Origin of the sequence: Stenotrophomonas sp. FR024 (assembly GCF_047500745.2) — a bacterium.
GTDB lineage: Bacteria > Pseudomonadota > Gammaproteobacteria > Xanthomonadales > Xanthomonadaceae > Stenotrophomonas > Stenotrophomonas maltophilia_A.
In genome coordinates, this window is record NZ_JAXAXM020000023.1 from 19,245 (window position 1) to 33,899 (window position 14,655).

At 65.7% G+C, this 14,655-nt stretch carries 8 protein-coding genes; 1 reads left to right on the forward strand and 7 read right to left on the reverse strand.

Going from position 1 to position 14,655, the window contains the following annotated elements:
- The first annotated feature begins 160 nt into the window (after positions 1 to 160).
- The gene (locus tag ACMZ91_RS19175; RefSeq protein ID WP_032129071.1) at positions 161 to 1,414 is read left to right on the forward strand and encodes a zinc-dependent metalloprotease; all 1,254 of its coding nucleotides are present in this window, start codon (positions 161 to 163) and stop codon (positions 1,412 to 1,414) included.
- A gap of 87 nt (positions 1,415 to 1,501) precedes the next feature.
- On the opposite strand, the gene lpxH is transcribed toward ACMZ91_RS19175, so the two are convergent.
- The 7 genes from lpxH to ppk1 all read right to left on the reverse strand — a co-directional run bounded on the left by lpxH (position 1,502) and on the right by ppk1 (position 14,652).
- Positions 1,502 to 2,248, reverse strand: coding sequence for a UDP-2,3-diacylglucosamine diphosphatase (gene lpxH, locus ACMZ91_RS19180; RefSeq protein WP_049462831.1), 747 nt, complete (start codon positions 2,246 to 2,248; stop codon positions 1,502 to 1,504).
- A gap of 67 nt (positions 2,249 to 2,315) precedes the next feature.
- Positions 2,316 to 2,855: a phosphatase PAP2 family protein gene (locus ACMZ91_RS19185; protein WP_049400923.1), complete on the reverse strand. Its 540-nt coding sequence runs from the start codon at positions 2,853 to 2,855 to the stop codon at positions 2,316 to 2,318.
- Positions 2,836 to 3,981 (reverse strand): glycosyltransferase family 4 protein, encoded by a 1,146-nt coding sequence (locus ACMZ91_RS19190; RefSeq protein ID WP_049462832.1) that lies wholly within the window; start codon positions 3,979 to 3,981, stop codon positions 2,836 to 2,838. Before ACMZ91_RS19190 ends, ACMZ91_RS19185 begins: the two co-directional genes overlap by 20 nt.
- 145 nt (positions 3,982 to 4,126) lie before the next feature.
- Positions 4,127 to 7,051 carry a TonB-dependent receptor domain-containing protein gene (locus tag ACMZ91_RS19195; RefSeq protein ID WP_049462833.1) on the reverse strand — a complete coding sequence of 975 codons (2,925 nt, stop codon included), beginning with the start codon at positions 7,049 to 7,051 and terminating at the stop codon, positions 4,127 to 4,129.
- A 337-nt stretch (positions 7,052 to 7,388) separates the two neighbouring features.
- Positions 7,389 to 10,358 carry a TonB-dependent receptor domain-containing protein gene (locus ACMZ91_RS19200; protein ID WP_049400921.1) on the reverse strand — a complete coding sequence of 990 codons (2,970 nt, stop codon included), beginning with the start codon at positions 10,356 to 10,358 and terminating at the stop codon, positions 7,389 to 7,391.
- A gap of 306 nt (positions 10,359 to 10,664) precedes the next feature.
- Complete coding sequence (gene ppx / locus ACMZ91_RS19205; protein WP_010483920.1) at positions 10,665 to 12,191, reverse strand: exopolyphosphatase; 1,527 nt, start codon at positions 12,189 to 12,191, stop codon at positions 10,665 to 10,667.
- Between the two features lie 373 nt (positions 12,192 to 12,564).
- Positions 12,565 to 14,652, reverse strand: a complete 2,088-nt coding sequence (ppk1, locus tag ACMZ91_RS19210) for a polyphosphate kinase 1 (protein ID WP_049462834.1) — start codon at positions 14,650 to 14,652, stop codon at positions 12,565 to 12,567.
- Between the last annotated feature and the right edge of the window lie 3 nt (positions 14,653 to 14,655).

Genomic DNA, 14,655 nt, shown 5'->3' on the forward strand with positions numbered 1-14,655 from the left:
GCTTTTGACCTTACTTAACGCAGATGCGGTCGATCACAGTTCCTGATTTTCATTCCCATCTTCTATTGAATTCACACGACCCGCGCAGGCCAGATGGCCAGACCCGGTAGACCCGGGCGTGCTGCATCAACGCTGTTCACATCATTCAAGGAGCGACGCAATGTTGTCCAGATCGATTGGCAAAGCGGCAGGTGGCCTGGTGTTGGGTTTGTCGGTGGCAGCGGCCGCGCATGCGGCACCGTTGTTCGAGCCGGTGACGGTCATCAGCCGCGCATCGGCAAACAGTGAGCCCGCGCTGGGCAAGCTGCTGGCCACCCCGTCCACCGCGACGGTACAGGAAGTGCGTGTCGACGCTGCTGCCACTGCGCAGCCGCAGCTGGAGTTCGAACTGCTTGGCCAGCGTGTGCAGGCGGTGCGCAGCAAGGTGGAAGCCCTGCCCGATGGCGGCAGCATCTGGTACGGCCAGTTGCGCTCGCCGTCCGATCGGCTGACTGCCGCCACTTCGAATGGCCAGGATGATCCTGGTAATTCAGTGATCCTGGTGCGTTCGGGCAACACCCTCACCGGTTCGATCCGCAAGGACGGCAAGCTGTATCGCCTGCGCCCACTGGGCAACCGCCATGTACTGGTGGAAGTGGATGAGTCGCGGATGCCGGCCGACCATCCGGCCGACTACAACCAGCTGCCGAAAATCCCGATGGGCAACAATGACCGCATCGGCATCGCGCAGGCCTCGTCCGGTACCCCGGCCACCATCCGCGTGCTGGTGGTGGCAACCAATGCAGCGGTAACGGCCTATGGCGGCAACATGCAGTCGCTGGTGCAGCTGGCGGTAGCCGAATCCAACCAGGGCTACGTCAACAGCAACGTGGGCATCACCCTGCAGCTGGCCGGCTATGAAACCACCAGCTACACCGAATCCGGCAACTTCACCACCGACCTGACCCGCTTCCGCAACACCAGCGACGGCTACATGGACAGCATCCACACCAGCCGCAACAACACTGCGGCCGATGTCGGCGTGCTGCTGATCAACAACACGAGCTACTGCGGGTTGGCCTCGGGCATCGGTTCGACGGCATCGACGGCGTTCGCGGCGGTGTACTGGGATTGCGCGACCGGCTATTACTCCTTCGCGCATGAGATCGGCCACCTGCAGAGTGCGCGGCACGATATCGCCAGTGATCCCAGCACGTCGCCCTATGCCTATGGGCACGGTTATCGCTACGAGCCGTCCTCCGGTTCGCGCTGGCGCACGATCATGGCTTATGACTGCTCGGCCGGCTGCCCGCGCCTGAACTACTGGTCCAACCCGAACATCAACTACAACGGCATCCCGATGGGCAATGCCAGCACCGCCGACAACCAGCGCGTGCTGGTCAATACCAAGGCCACCATCGCGGCCTTCCGCTGAGGCCAACCGCCGACCGAGGTCGGCGTCTACCCGGGTGCGTTCACCTGCCCTGGTAGATGCCAACCTTGGTTGGCACCCCGCGATCCATCATTCGCGCGCGAGCGTATCCAGCGACCAGCCGCCGGCATCCACGCGCAGCACCGATCCCTGTTCGTACCAGTCACCCAGCACGATGCGGTTGCAGGCGCGGCCACCGGCCTGCAGCGTGTGCACCGCCGGGCGATGGGTGTGGCCGTGGATCATGGTGTCCACGCCATGGCGCACGAAGGTGGCATCGACTTCGGCGGGTGACACGTCGGTTACCGACTCGAACTGCGCACGATCATCCTGCTTCATTTCCGTCTGGCGGGCCTGGCTGGCGTCGCGTGCCTTCTGCGCGAAGGCGATGCGTGCGGCCAGCGGCTGCGACAGGAACTGCGCCTGGAAGACCGGGTCGCGCGTCTGTGCACGGAACTGCTGGTAGGGGATGTCGTCCGTGCACAGCAGGTCGCCGTGCTGCAGCAGCACCGGGCGGCCGTACAGCTCGATCACGCACGGGTCGGGCAGGATGCGCAGGCCGGCACGGCGCGCATAGTCTTCGCCGAGCAGGAAGTCGCGGTTGCCGCGGATGAAGTACACCGGTACGCCGCTGTCGGAAAGTACCTTCAGCGCGTCGGCCACCGCATCGGCAGCAGGCGAGGGCGTGTCGTCGCCGATCCAGGCTTCGAACAGGTCGCCGAGGATGTACAGCGCATCGGCGCCGGGCGCCTGCTCGCGCAGGAAGCGCAGGAACAGGTCGGTGATCTCCGGACGGCTGGGGTCCAGGTGCAGGTCGGAAATGAACAACGTGGTCATGCAGGCATTCTAGGGCATCCACCGCCGGGCATGGCCCGGCGCTACCGAAGGGATCTGGCCCCGGGGGCTACACCGGCAGCGGCAACCAGGCCAGGCTGGCCGATGCCAGCAGGATGGCAATGCCGGTGGCGGCCAGTACATCGGACGGGTAGTGCAGGCCCAGCACCACCCGCGACAGCGCGACGCCGAAGGTGAACGGCACCAGTAGCGGCGCCAGCCACGGGTAGTAGGCCAGCGCGACGATGGTGAACGACACCGCGTGCAGGGTGTGCCCGGAGGGGAAGCTGAACTCGTCCAGCGGCGCCACCCAGGCGCGGATGCGCAGATCGGCCGCATACGGGCGAGGACGCCGGGTCCACCGCTTGAGGCCTTTGTAGAGCAGCAGGGCGGCCAGGCCGGTGGCGGCCATGTGCACCGATGCACGCAGTCCGTCGAAGCCGTCCAGCGCCACCAGCGCGCCCATCAGCACGTACCAGAACACGCCATCGCCGAGCCGGCTGATGACCGAGAACAGGCGACGCACGCGGCGACGCCGGCAGTAGTGGTTGGCCCGGCGGCAGAGCCGCGCCTCGCGGCCAGCCAGCAGCTCAAGCGGCGTGGTGCGCATGGCCGCTCCTCCGCGACTGGGCCAGCTCGGCCAGCAGGGCATCGAATTCGGCAACCACCTGCTGTGGATGCAGGCGCTTCATCGCACGCGCGGCGCTGCTGCCGAATTCGCGGCGCCGTGCATCATCGGCGGCCAGCTGCACCGCTGCCTCGATGAACTGCTCATCGTTTTCCACGGCCGCACCGTTCTCGCCATCACGCAGGTATTCGCGGGCCGCACCGTAGTCGAAAGCGACGGTGGCCAGGCCGCTGGCCATGCTTTCCAGGGTCACGTTGCCAAAGGTCTCGCTGCGGCTGGGGAACAGGAACAGGTCACCGCTGGCGAAATGCCGTGCCAGGGCTTCGCCGCGCTGGATGCCGCAGAAAATGAAATCGGGGTTTTCATGTGCCAGTTTTTCGCGGGCCGGACCATCACCCACCCAGACGAAGCGGGCTTTGGGCCGGACCTGCTGCAGGCGGCGGAAGGCTTTCACCGCCAGGCCAAGGTTTTTTTCCGCAGCGATGCGGCCGACATGGATCGCGACCAGGCCGTTGCCGTCCACGCCCCATTCCTCGCGCAGCGCCGGGTCGCGCCGGCCCGGATCGAACTGCTGGCTGTCGACCGCGCGTGCCAGCAGGCGCACGCGTTCGAAGCCCTGTTCACCGAGGAACTGCTGCAGCTCGCGGGTGGGCACCAGGGTTGCATCGGCCTGGTTGTGGAACCGGCGCATCCAGCGCATCGCGGCAGCCTGCAGCCACGCCACGCCGTAGTCGGGCAGGTACTCGTCGAAGCGGGTATGGAAACCACTGGCGACCGGAATGCCAAGGCGGCGCGCGGTGCGCAGCGCCGACCAGCCCAGCGGCCCTTCGGTGGCGATGTAGACCGCATCGGGACGCTGCTGCTGCCAGTGGCGGTTGAGCCTGATCGGTGCAGGCAGGCCAAAGCGCAGGCCGGGGTAGCGCGGCAGTGCGGCGCCCGGCACCAGCAGCGTGCCCGGTGCCGAGTCCAGTGCTTCGCTGGTCTGGCGTGGTCGGATCAGGTCGATGTCATGGCCGGAATTGCGCAGTCCCTGCTCCAGGCCCTGCACGGTGAGGGCAACGCCGTTCACTTCCGGTGGGTAGGTCTCGGTGACGATGGCATAGCGCATGGCGGGCCTCCGGGTTTCCGGCATGCTCGGGCCTGGCGATGTAGCCGATATGACCGCTTTGCGACCACGGGATGACGGTGGTCAGGTCCCTGTACGAAGCCACGGCCCCGAAGGGCCGTGGCGGTCGTGCAGGGGGCGCGGTGGATCAGAAGCGCTGCTGGTATTTCATGTAGATGAAACGACCGATGTCGAAGCCACCGTAGTAGGAGAAGTTGGCGCTCGGCTGGCTGTACATGGCCGGTCCCTGGCGGCCGAACACATTGTTGGCACCGATCGAGACGGTCGCATCCCATGGCAGGTTGTAGCGCGCCTGCACGTCGTGGAAGGTGACCGATCCGCGACGGTTGTAGTCACGGCTGCCACTGAACCACGGCGCGCGCTGGCCCGGGTGCGAGCACTCACCCGGATACGTGGCTGCATCCAGGCAACGCTCCTTGACCGCGGAGAAATAGCGCAGGCCCCAGTTAAGGCCGAAGTTGCCACGCTCCCAGCCCAACGATGCGTTGGAGCGCACACGGAAGCCGATGCCGCCGTTGCTGGCGATGCCATTGCTGGGAATGGGCGGGGCATCCGCCTCGTTGGTGGTCCGTTCTTCCGCGGCGACCACATAGGTGGTCTTCCAGTCGGCGCTCAGCGTGCCCCAGGACGTTTCGATCTTGTGGCCGATCTCCAGGTCATAGCCTTCGGCCTGGCGGAACCCGCTGTTGCGGCTGCCATAGTTGAGCGTGTTGACGATGCCCAGTTCCGGGTCGCGGGTGAAACTGCCGCAGCGCTCGGCGATGCCCAGTTCGTAGCAGTCGCGGAGGATGTCGTTGGGATGGTCGGCGACGATGGTGTTGTCGATGCGGATCTTCCACCAGTCCAACGCAATGTTCAGTCCTTCGGCAAACGTCGGGCTCCAGACCAGGCCCAGCGTGCGGCTGGTCGAGGTTTCCGGCTTCAGGTCGGGATTGGAGCCGTTGGTGAAGGGCAGGGGCGTCTGTCCACTGCTGCCGGTGATCGGCTCGTTGCCCTGGCCGAGCTGGCGGTAGCTGTCCGCGTTGGCGATGTCGGCGGCGCAGCGTGCACGTACCTCCGGGCTGCTGGCGGCGGCGCCATAGACCGTATCGCAGGGGTCACGGAAGCCGGTGGTGAAGGTCTGCGAGCCGCCACCGTACAGATTCGAGATGGTCGGTGCACGGAAACCCTGTGCCCACGTGCCACGGACCAGCAGCTGGTCGATCGGCTTCCACGAGATGCCGAACTTGCTGTTGAGGGTTCCGCCGAAGGTGGTGTAGTCCGAGTAGCGCGTTGCCATGTCCAGGGTCAGCTGGCGTGCACCAGGGAGGTCGCTCAGCACCGGCACGCTCAGCTCCAGATAGGCCTCGTCGACACGGTAGCCACCGCCGGTGGGGCCCGCCGCCAGATTGGTGGTGGCGCCGGTCTGGGCCAGCGCATCGGGAATGAAGCGACCCTCCTCGCGGCGGCTCTCCACACCCAGGGCGAAGCCCAGTTCCCCGGCGGGCAGCGTGGCAAGGCCGCCACTGAGGCTGGCGAACAGGTTGCGGGTGGTGTTGCGGCCACGGGTGAGTTCCTCGGGGAACAGCCAGTCCTGCAGTTCGCCATTGCCGGTCAGGCCGTACGGGTCATCCTGGCCATAGGGCACCAGTGGATTCCAGGGCTTGCAGCCGGCAATCGGTGCATCCGGTGTACCGCATTCCACCTTGCCGGTGGCCGGGTTGTAGAACGAAGGACCGGTGGAATCGGCAACGCGCTGCTTGTGCAGGTCGCCGGTGGCACGCTGCTCCAGCTCGCTGCGGTTGTACTGGTAGCCGGCTTCCCAATCGAAGTCGCGACCGGCGAACTGGAAGCTGCCTTCAAACGCTGCGACACCCTGCCAGGTGGTCAGTTCACTGGTGCTGACGCGTGGAATCTCCCAGGTTCGGCGGTTCCAGTGCACGTCGCTTGGGCGTTCATAGCCGTGGTGGCTGCCGAACGGATTGAACCAGCTGTCGGCGGACATCGGCGTGATGCCGGCCGCACCGGACTGGAACGGATAGCCGGCAATCTGGCGCGTGGTGGTGCGTCGGTTGTAGGCCAGCTGGGTGTTGAAGCGGATCTGGTCGTTCAGATCCATGCGTGCATCGACGAAGAGCGAATCGCGCTTGATCGGCGTCTGCACGTGCATCTGTTCATTGCTGTTGCTGACATCACCGGTGAACGGCGTGTTGTCACTGAGGTGGAAGCTGTCCGGCCCGCCCGGCTGGCTGCCGCGATCGAGCGAATAGCTGCAGCCACGGGCGCTGCTGCAGCCCGGGCCCTTGAAGCCGACGATGCGCCCCCACTGCCCGACCGTGGTCCAGCCATCGTCCGGATGACGATCGGTATAGGTGTAGGCGCTGAAGCCGCGGTCCTTCGCCCAAACGCCCTTTTCTTCGACATGCTCGGCGGCGACACTGATCGAAGCGCGGTCATTCGACCAGCCGGCAACCACGTCGTACTGGGTGCGGGCACCATCGCCTTCGCTGAACTGCCCGTGGTAGACGTTGGCGGTCACGCCCTGGACGTTGCGCCGGGTGATGATGTTGACCACGCCGGCCATCGCGTCGGAACCGTAGATGGCCGAGGCGCCGTCCTTCAGCACTTCCATGCGTTCCACGGCAGCGGCGGGAATGCTGGATATATCCTGGTAACCCGAAGTGGTCATGCCCAGGCGCTTGCCGTTGACCAGCACCAGGGTGCGCTGTGCGCCGAGGCCGCGCATGTCCACGTAGCTGCCGCCTGCGGCCTCGCCCGCACTGAGCGGGCTGGCACGGCTCAAGGCCGGGCTGCCGGTTGCGGTCAGGTTCTGCAGGATGTCGGCAACGGAATTGAAGCCCTGCCGCTCGATGTCGGCGCGGCTGATGGTCAGCACCGGCTGCGCGGTTTCCAGGTCGACCTGGCGGATGCGCGAACCGGTGATCTCGATACGGTCCAGCGTGGTGGCTTCCGGTGCGTGCTGGGCGAATGCGGGGGCGGCCAGTGCGGTGGTGGCCGTCATCGCCAGTGCACGACGGATCGCCAACCCGAGCTCGGGAATACGGATGGTCATGGGTCTCTCTCTCAGTCTTCGAAGTCTTCGGAACACAGCCAAGCGGGGCTGCGTCAACTCCACCGCGGCGGTGGATGTTCGAACCTAGTGAAGATGGATGGGGAGACGTATGGGCAAGCGACGAAAGCGCTGCAGACGGCCGTGACGCTTCTGCACAAAGCGGAAGCAAATCAATCGATTGCTCCAACCTGTGGCATCGCGGCGGACGCAGCGCAGAGGACCGTGTCCCTGATTGAACGCATCACGGTCAATGTGGAAAGCGACAGTCTGCGCGGAGGCAGAAAAAAACCACGGCCCCGAAGGGCCGTGGTCGTCGAGCTTCAACAGCGCGGATGGATCAGAAGCGCTGCTGGTACTTCATGTACATGAAACGACCGATGTCGTAGCCACCGTAGTAGGAGAACGACGAGTTCGGCTTGCTGTACATCACCGGCGCTTCCTTGCCGAACACATTGTTCGCGCCCACCGAAACGGTGGCATCCCACGGCAGGTTGTAGCGGAACTGCACGTCGTGGAAGGTCACCGCACCGCGCTCGTTGTACGCGGTCGGCGACTTCAGCCACGGAGCCAGGAAGGTCGGATCGGAGCATTCGTCCGCATAACGCGAGGCGTTGAGGCAGCGCTCCTTCACACCGGAGTAGTAGCGTGCCGTCCAGCTGACGCCGAAGTCACCCACATCCCAGCCCAGCACCAGGTTCGAGCGCACGCGGAACGCAAGGCTGGTGGCGGTGCCGATGGTGTTGGCAACGCCGTTGATCGGCGTGATCGCATCACGGACATCGTTGGTGGAGCGGTAGACGTTCTTGCTCACATAGGTGCTGGTCCAGCCTGCGCTCAGCTTGCCGTAGCTGGTGTCGACGCGATAGCTGACATCCAGGTCATAACCTTCGGTCTCCGCGAAACCGGCATTGCGGTTGCCGAACTTCAGGCCGGTGACGATGCCGTTGGACGGGTCGCGGGTGAAGCGGCTGCAGCGCGATTCGATGCCCTGCTCGTAGCAGTCCTTCAGGATCTGGTTCGGGCTGTCACCGACGATGGTGTTGTCGATGCGGATCTTCCACCAGTCCAGCGCCACGTTGAGGTTGCTGAGGAAGGTCGGGCTCCACACCAGGCCCAGCGTCTTGCTGGTCGAGGTTTCCGGAACCAGCAGCGGGTTCGAACCGGACACGAACGGCGTCGGGGTTGCATCCTGTGCCGTGGTCACCGGGGCGTTGCCCTGCTTCAGCTGGCGGAAGTTGGCAGCATCGGCGATGTCACGTGCGCAGCGCGCGCGGACTTCAGCACTGCCCTTGGCCGAGCCGAATACGGTGTCGCACGGGTCGCTGAACTGCGCGAAGGTTTCCGAACCGCCACCGTACAGATCGTTGATGGTCGGTGCGCGGAATCCTTCGGCCCAGGTACCACGGACCAGCAGCTGGTCGATCGGCTTCCACTTGAAGCCGAACTTGCTGTTGAGCGTGTTGCCGAAGGTGTTGTACTTGGAGTAGCGGGTGGCGGCACTGAAGCTCAGCTCACGCGCACCGGGCAGGTCGGCCAGCACCGGCACGCTGAGCTCCAGGTAGGCTTCCTTCACGTTGTAGCTGCCACCGGTCGGGCCTGCGGCCAGGTTGGTGGTAGCGCCGGTCTGGGCCAGGGCATCGGGGGTGTAGCGGCCATCTTCCTTGCGGCTTTCCACGCCGAAAGCGAAGCCGAGGTCGCCGGCCGGCAGGGTCATGATGCTGCCGGACAGGTTGGCGAACGCGTTCTTGGTGGTGGTCCGGCCGGTGGTGTGCTCCGCCGGGAACAGCCAGGCCATCAGTTCTTCATTGCCGGTCAGTCCGTTCGGATCGTTCTTGCCGTAGGGCACCAGCGGGTTCCACGGCGTGCAGCCGCTGATCACCGCGCCCGGACGGCCACACATCACCTTGCCGGTGGCCGGATCCAGGAACGACGGACCCACGGCGTCACGCACGCGCTTCTTGTGCAGGTTGCCGGTGGCGGTAGCGGTCAGCTCGTTGCGGTTGTACTGGTAGCCCACGTCCCAGTCGAAGTAGCGCTGGCCGATCTCGAAGCTGCCATCCAGCGACACTACCGCACGGTAGGTCTTCAGTTCGCTGGTGCTCACACGCGGGATTTCCCAGGTGCGGCGGTTCCAGGCCACGTCGGTTGGCTTGGCATAGCCGTGCTGGTTGCCGAACGGATTGAAGTAGCTGTCCTTGGACATCAGGCCGGTGGCGGTCGGGTCGCCCGAGATGGACACCGAGCTGGACTGCAGGGGGTAGCCTGCAATCTGGCGCTCGGCCGAACGCTTGTTGTAGCCGAATTCGGTGCGCAGGTTGACCTGGTCGGTGATCTTGAAGCGACCGTCGAAGTACACCGAATCACGCTTGAGCGGATACATGACGTGCATCTGTTCGTTGGCGTTGCTGACGTCGCCGGTGAACGGGGTCGCATCGGTCAGGTGGTAGTTGGCCGGGTTGGTCGGGTCAGCACCACGGTTGAGCGAGTAGCCGCAGCCGTCCTTGGTGTTGGTGCAGCCCGGGCCGCCCTTCAGGCCGGTGACCTGGCCCCACTGGCTCAGCGTGGTCCAGTTGGAGGCATCGTTCGGGTGGCGGTCGCTCACGCCGTACTTGCTGAACCAGCGGTCCTTGGCCCAGACGCTCTTTTCTTCGGAGTGTTCCAGTGCCAGGGTCAGCGACACGCGGTCATTGCTCCAGCCACCCACCACGTCGAAGCGATCGCGCGCGCCGTCACCTTCGCTGTACTGGCCGTGGTAGACGTTGGCGGTCACACCGTTGACGTTGGAACGGGTGATGATGTTGACCACGCCGGCCATCGCATCGGAACCGTAGATGGCCGACGCGCCATCCTTCAGCACTTCGATGCGCTCCACCGCCGACACCGGCAGCGAGGACACGTCCTGCAGGCCAGAGGTACTGATGCCCAGGCGCTTGCCGTTGACCAGCACCAGGGTGCGCTGCGCGCCCAGGTTGCGCATGTCGATGTAGGTGCCGCCGGTGTTTTCGCCCGAGCTCAGTGCGTTTGCACGGCTGATCGCCGGGCTGCCCATGGCGGTCACGTTCTGCAGGATGTCGGCCACCGAGCTGAAGCCCTGGCGCTCGATGTCCAACCGGCTCAGTGCCAGGACCGGCTGAGCGGTCTCCACGTCCACCTGGCGGATGCGCGAGCCAGTGATCTCGATGCGATCCAGGGTGGTCGGCGCGGCGGTGCTGCCACTCTGGGCGAACGCAGGCAGGGCGGCCAGCGTCGCAGTGGTTGCCAGGGCGTAGCGGATGGCCTGCCCCAGGGGGGTGGTACGTGAAGTCATGACGAGCTCTCTCTCTCTCAGGTCGTGCAGGGACGCCAAAAGGGGCGTCGAAGAAATCGGCCGCCCACAAGCGGACCGATGACCCGATAGTAGTCTCGTTGGTTAATGCTCTGTAAAGAGGTCGTGTCGATTTGTACCAGGCTTCATCGTCAGATTTCACGAAAGCTCAACAAAAGCAGTCGCTTAGCTGTAACGCTGAATGCGCTCCGCCGACTTGATCTGCTGCGTCGCAGCAGGTCAACCGGGGGCGCATGCGCGAACCGTAACGGTGTGTGACCTTTTTCCCCTCGCGGGAAAGCGTGAGCCTCAGGCTACGAAGGGCCGGAACTGGATGCCCAGCCCGGCGATGCCGTCGGTCTCGCCGATCAGATCGGCGCGCAGCAGTGGCCGGGCATCAATGAAGGCCTGCGGCACGATCAACGACAGGCGGTTGTCGTCGGCGGTCAGTTCCAACGCCGGCAGTGGATCGTCCTCATGGGCACGATTGAGCAGCACCGCCAGGCGCAGCAGGGCGGCCAGCCGGCGAGCGGTCAGCAGCAGGCGCTCGGGCAGGGCGTCGAAGGCGGTCTTGGTCACGCTGCGGCGATGGCTGCGCACCAGCGCGGCCAGCATCTGCTGTTCCTGCCGCGAGAAGCCGGCGATATCCGAGTGTTCCAGCACGTAGCTGCCATGCACGTGGTAGCCGCTGTGCGCGATCATCAGACCCAGCTCGTGCAGGCGCGCGGCCCAGCCGAGCATGCGCGCGTCGTCGGCATCGAGCCGCCAGCGTTCCTGCACCTGTTCCAGCAGTGACAGCGCGGTGTCCTGCACACGGTCGGCCTGCACGGTATCGATGCCGTAGCGCTGGCTGAGCGCGGACACCGATTCATCGCGCAGGTCGTTCTCGCCAGCGCGGCCGACGATGTCGTAGAGGATGCCTTCGCGCATCGCGGCCTTGCTGACCAGCAGCTTCTGCAGGCCCAGTGCCTGGAAGGCGGCCTCCAGCACCAGGATGCCGCCGGCAATGATCGGGCGGCGGTCGCTGGACAGTCCCGGCAACTGGATGTCGTCGATCTTCTTGGCCTTCAGCAGTTCGTCGCGCAGTTGCGGCAGGGCCTCGGCGGTAATCGCGCCCTTGCTCAGCTTCATCGTCGCGCAGATCTCGCTGATCGCCTTGTGCGTGCCCGAAGAACCCAGCGCTTCCTGCCAGCCCAGCGCGCGGTACTTGCTGGCGAAGGGCTGGAACTCGCGACCGATCTCGGCCAGCGCGTCCTTCCAGCGCTTCTTGCTCAGCTTGCCGCCGGGGAAGAAACGCCGGGTGCTGGCAATGCAGCCGGCCTGCAGGCTTTCGCGCTCCAGGGTCTGCATGCCCATGCCGATGATGAACTCGGTGGAGCCGCCGCCGATGTCGATGACCAGCCGGCGCTGGCCGGGCTTGGGCGGTTGTGCATGGGCCACGCCCAGGTAGATCAGGCGCGCTTCTTCGCGGCCGCTGACCACTTCGATGGCGTGCCCGAGCGCGGTTTCGGCGGGAACCAGGAACGACTGCGGTGAACGCAGCTGGCGCACGGTGTTGGTGGCCAGTGCGCGCACCCGGTGCGGCGGTACATTGCGGATGCGCTGGCCGAAGCGGGCCAGGCATTCCAGCGCGCGCTGCCGGGCAGCGGAGGAGAGCCCACCCTTGCCATCCAGCCCATCGGCCATGCGCACCGTCTCGCGCAGGCGGTCGATCACCCGCAGCTGGCCGAGCGTGTAGCGCGCGATGACCATGTGGAAACTATTGGAGCCAAGGTCGATGGCGGCCAGCAGGTCGCCATCCTGCAATGCGGGCGGAGTCGTGGTGGTGTGCGGCATGGACGAATGTTAGCCGAAGGGGCGGTGTGCTCGTCACCGCGCGACCTTCACATTTTGGAAGAGGGGAGTGCGGCAGGGCTGCGCCCTGCACCCGCAGAGGCCAGAGCAACAGCAACAGCAACAGCAACAGCAACAGCGGGCTATCCGTGGGATGGCGGGGCGGGTCCGATGGCAGGGGACGCCGTGAACCCGTCCATGGGGCTTGGTCGCCGCATCCATGCGGCTCACACCCCTGCCACCGGACCCACCCCGCCTTCGACAGATTTCTGCGATCTGATGGTGGGTGCCGACCGTTGGTCGGCACTGATCCAATCCCGACCAAAATCGGTGCCTACCGCTCCTGGTAGGTGTCGACCTTGGTCGACACACCGGGTTACAGACCCTGCATCAGTGCCATCTGCGCAGAATGCGGTGCCTCGTCGTGGGCGGGCGCACGCTTGTGGTAGATGCCGTCGGCATCCAGTTCCCAGGCGTTGAGGTTGTCGTCCAGGTAGTTCTGCAGGACCTCGCGGTAGACCCGCTTGGCCAGCTCCGGATCGAGGATCGGGAAGCAGGTCTCGACCCGGCGCAGCAGGTTGCGCTCCAGCCAGTCGGCGCTGGCGCAGTACATCTCCGGTGCGCCGTCGTTGCCGAACCAGTAGACGCGGCTGTGCTCCAGGAAGCGGCCGACGATCGAGCGCACGCGGATGTTGTCCGAGATGCCCGGCACGCCCGGGCGCAGAGTGCAGGCGCCGCGGATGATCAGGTCGATCTGCACGCCGGCCTGCGAGGCGGCGTACAGCGCGCGCACCACCTGCGGTTCGTTCAGGGCGTTCATCTTGGCGATGATCCGCGCCGGGCGACCGGCGGCGGCGATGCGCGTTTCGCGCTCGATGCGGCCGAGGATGCCGGTGTGCAGGGTGAAGGGCGACTGCAGCAGGCGCTTGAGCTTCATCTTCGAGGCCAGCCCGGACAGCTGCTGGAACAGCAGGTGCACGTCGTTACCGATGTCCGCATCGGCGGTGATCAGGCTGATGTCGGTGTACGCGCGGGCGGTGCCGCTGTGGTAGTTGCCTGTGCCCAGGTGTACATAGCGGCGCAGCTTGCGGCCCTCGCGGCGCACGATCAGCAGCATCTTGGCGTGGGTCTTGTAGCCGACCACGCCGTACACCACCTGCACGCCGGCTTCCTGCAGGCGATCGGCCAGGCCCAGGTTTGCCTCTTCGTCGAAGCGTGCGCGCAGTTCAACGACCACGGTCACGTCCTTGCCGTTGCGCGCAGCCTGGATCAGCGCATCGACAATCAGCGAATCCTTGCCGGTGCGGTACAGGGTCTGCTTGATCGCCAGCACGTTGGGGTCGATCGCCGCCTGCCGGATCAGGTCCAGCACCGCGGTGAAAGCATCGAACGGGTGGTGCAGCAGCAGGTCCTGGCGCGCCGCGGTCTCGAAGATGCCGTCGCTGTCGCGCAGCGTGCGCGGGGTCATTGGCGGGTACTTCAGGTCCGGCTGTGCGATCAGGTCGTACAACTGGATGATGCGGTTGAGGTTGACCGGGCCGTCGATGCGGTACACCGCGTTCTCGGTCAGGCCGAAGTTCTGCAGCAGGGTGCGCACGATCTCGCGCGGCATGTCCTGCGCGATTTCCAGCCGCACCGCCGGCCGGTAGCCGCGATCGACCAGTTCGTCGCGCAGTGCCAGCGCCAGGTTCTCCACCTCCTCCTCGTCCACCACCAGCTCGGAGTTGCGGGTGACGCGGAACTGGTAGGCCCCCTGGACTTCCATGCCCGGGAACAGCTCATCGACGAAGGTGGACAGCACCGAGGACAGGAACACGAAATTCTGCGACCCGCCGAGCTTCTCCGGCAGCTGGATGATGCGCGGCAGCGAGCGTGGCGCACGCACGATGGCCAGGTGGCCGGCGCGGCCGAACGCGTCGGTGCCCTTCAGCACCACCACGATGTTCAGCGACTTGTTGAGGATCTTCGGGAACGGGTGCACCGGGTCCAGGCCCAGCGGCGACAGCACCGGCATGATCTCGTTGCGGAAGTACGCACGCAGCCAGCGCTTCTGGCGATCGGTCCAGGAATGGCGGCCGAGCACGCCGATGCCGGCCTCCATCAGCGCCGGGCGCAGCGTCTCGTTCCAGCAGCGGTACTGCTGGTCCACCAGTTCCGCGGCGCGGTCATGGATGGCGTTGAGGATGGCCTGCGGGCTCATCCCGTCCGGCGCCGGCGGCAGGCCGAATTCCTGTGCGTGGCGTACGGCAGCGGCGCGGATCTCGAAGAACTCGTCGAGGTTGGTGCAGGAGATGCACATGAAGCGCAGGCGCTCCAGCAGCGGCACCTGCGGGTCCATCGCCTGGGCCAGCACGCGGAAGTTGAAATCCAGCTGCGACAGCTCGCGGTTGATGTACAGCGCCGGGTCGCGCAACGGATCGTTGTCCGGGCTCACGGGGAGGGGGAGGGATCCGAGGCTGCTCATGGA

Bases quoted from the DNA above. Each gene is read 5' to 3' on its own strand.
- ACMZ91_RS19175 (WP_032129071.1), top strand. From the start codon at position 161: ATGTTGTCCAGATCGATTGGCAAAGCGGCAGGTGGCCTGGTGTTGGGT.
- lpxH (WP_049462831.1), bottom strand. From the start codon at position 2,248: ATGACCACGTTGTTCATTTCCGACCTGCACCTGGACCCCAGCCGTCCG.
- ACMZ91_RS19185 (WP_049400923.1), bottom strand. From the start codon at position 2,855: ATGCGCACCACGCCGCTTGAGCTGCTGGCTGGCCGCGAGGCGCGGCTC.
- ACMZ91_RS19190 (WP_049462832.1), bottom strand. From the start codon at position 3,981: ATGCGCTATGCCATCGTCACCGAGACCTACCCACCGGAAGTGAACGGC.
- ACMZ91_RS19195 (WP_049462833.1), bottom strand. From the start codon at position 7,051: ATGACCATCCGTATTCCCGAGCTCGGGTTGGCGATCCGTCGTGCACTG.
- ACMZ91_RS19200 (WP_049400921.1), bottom strand. From the start codon at position 10,358: ATGACTTCACGTACCACCCCCCTGGGGCAGGCCATCCGCTACGCCCTG.
- ppx (WP_010483920.1), bottom strand. From the start codon at position 12,191: ATGCCGCACACCACCACGACTCCGCCCGCATTGCAGGATGGCGACCTG.
- ppk1 (WP_049462834.1), bottom strand. From the start codon at position 14,652: ATGAGCAGCCTCGGATCCCTCCCCCTCCCCGTGAGCCCGGACAACGAT.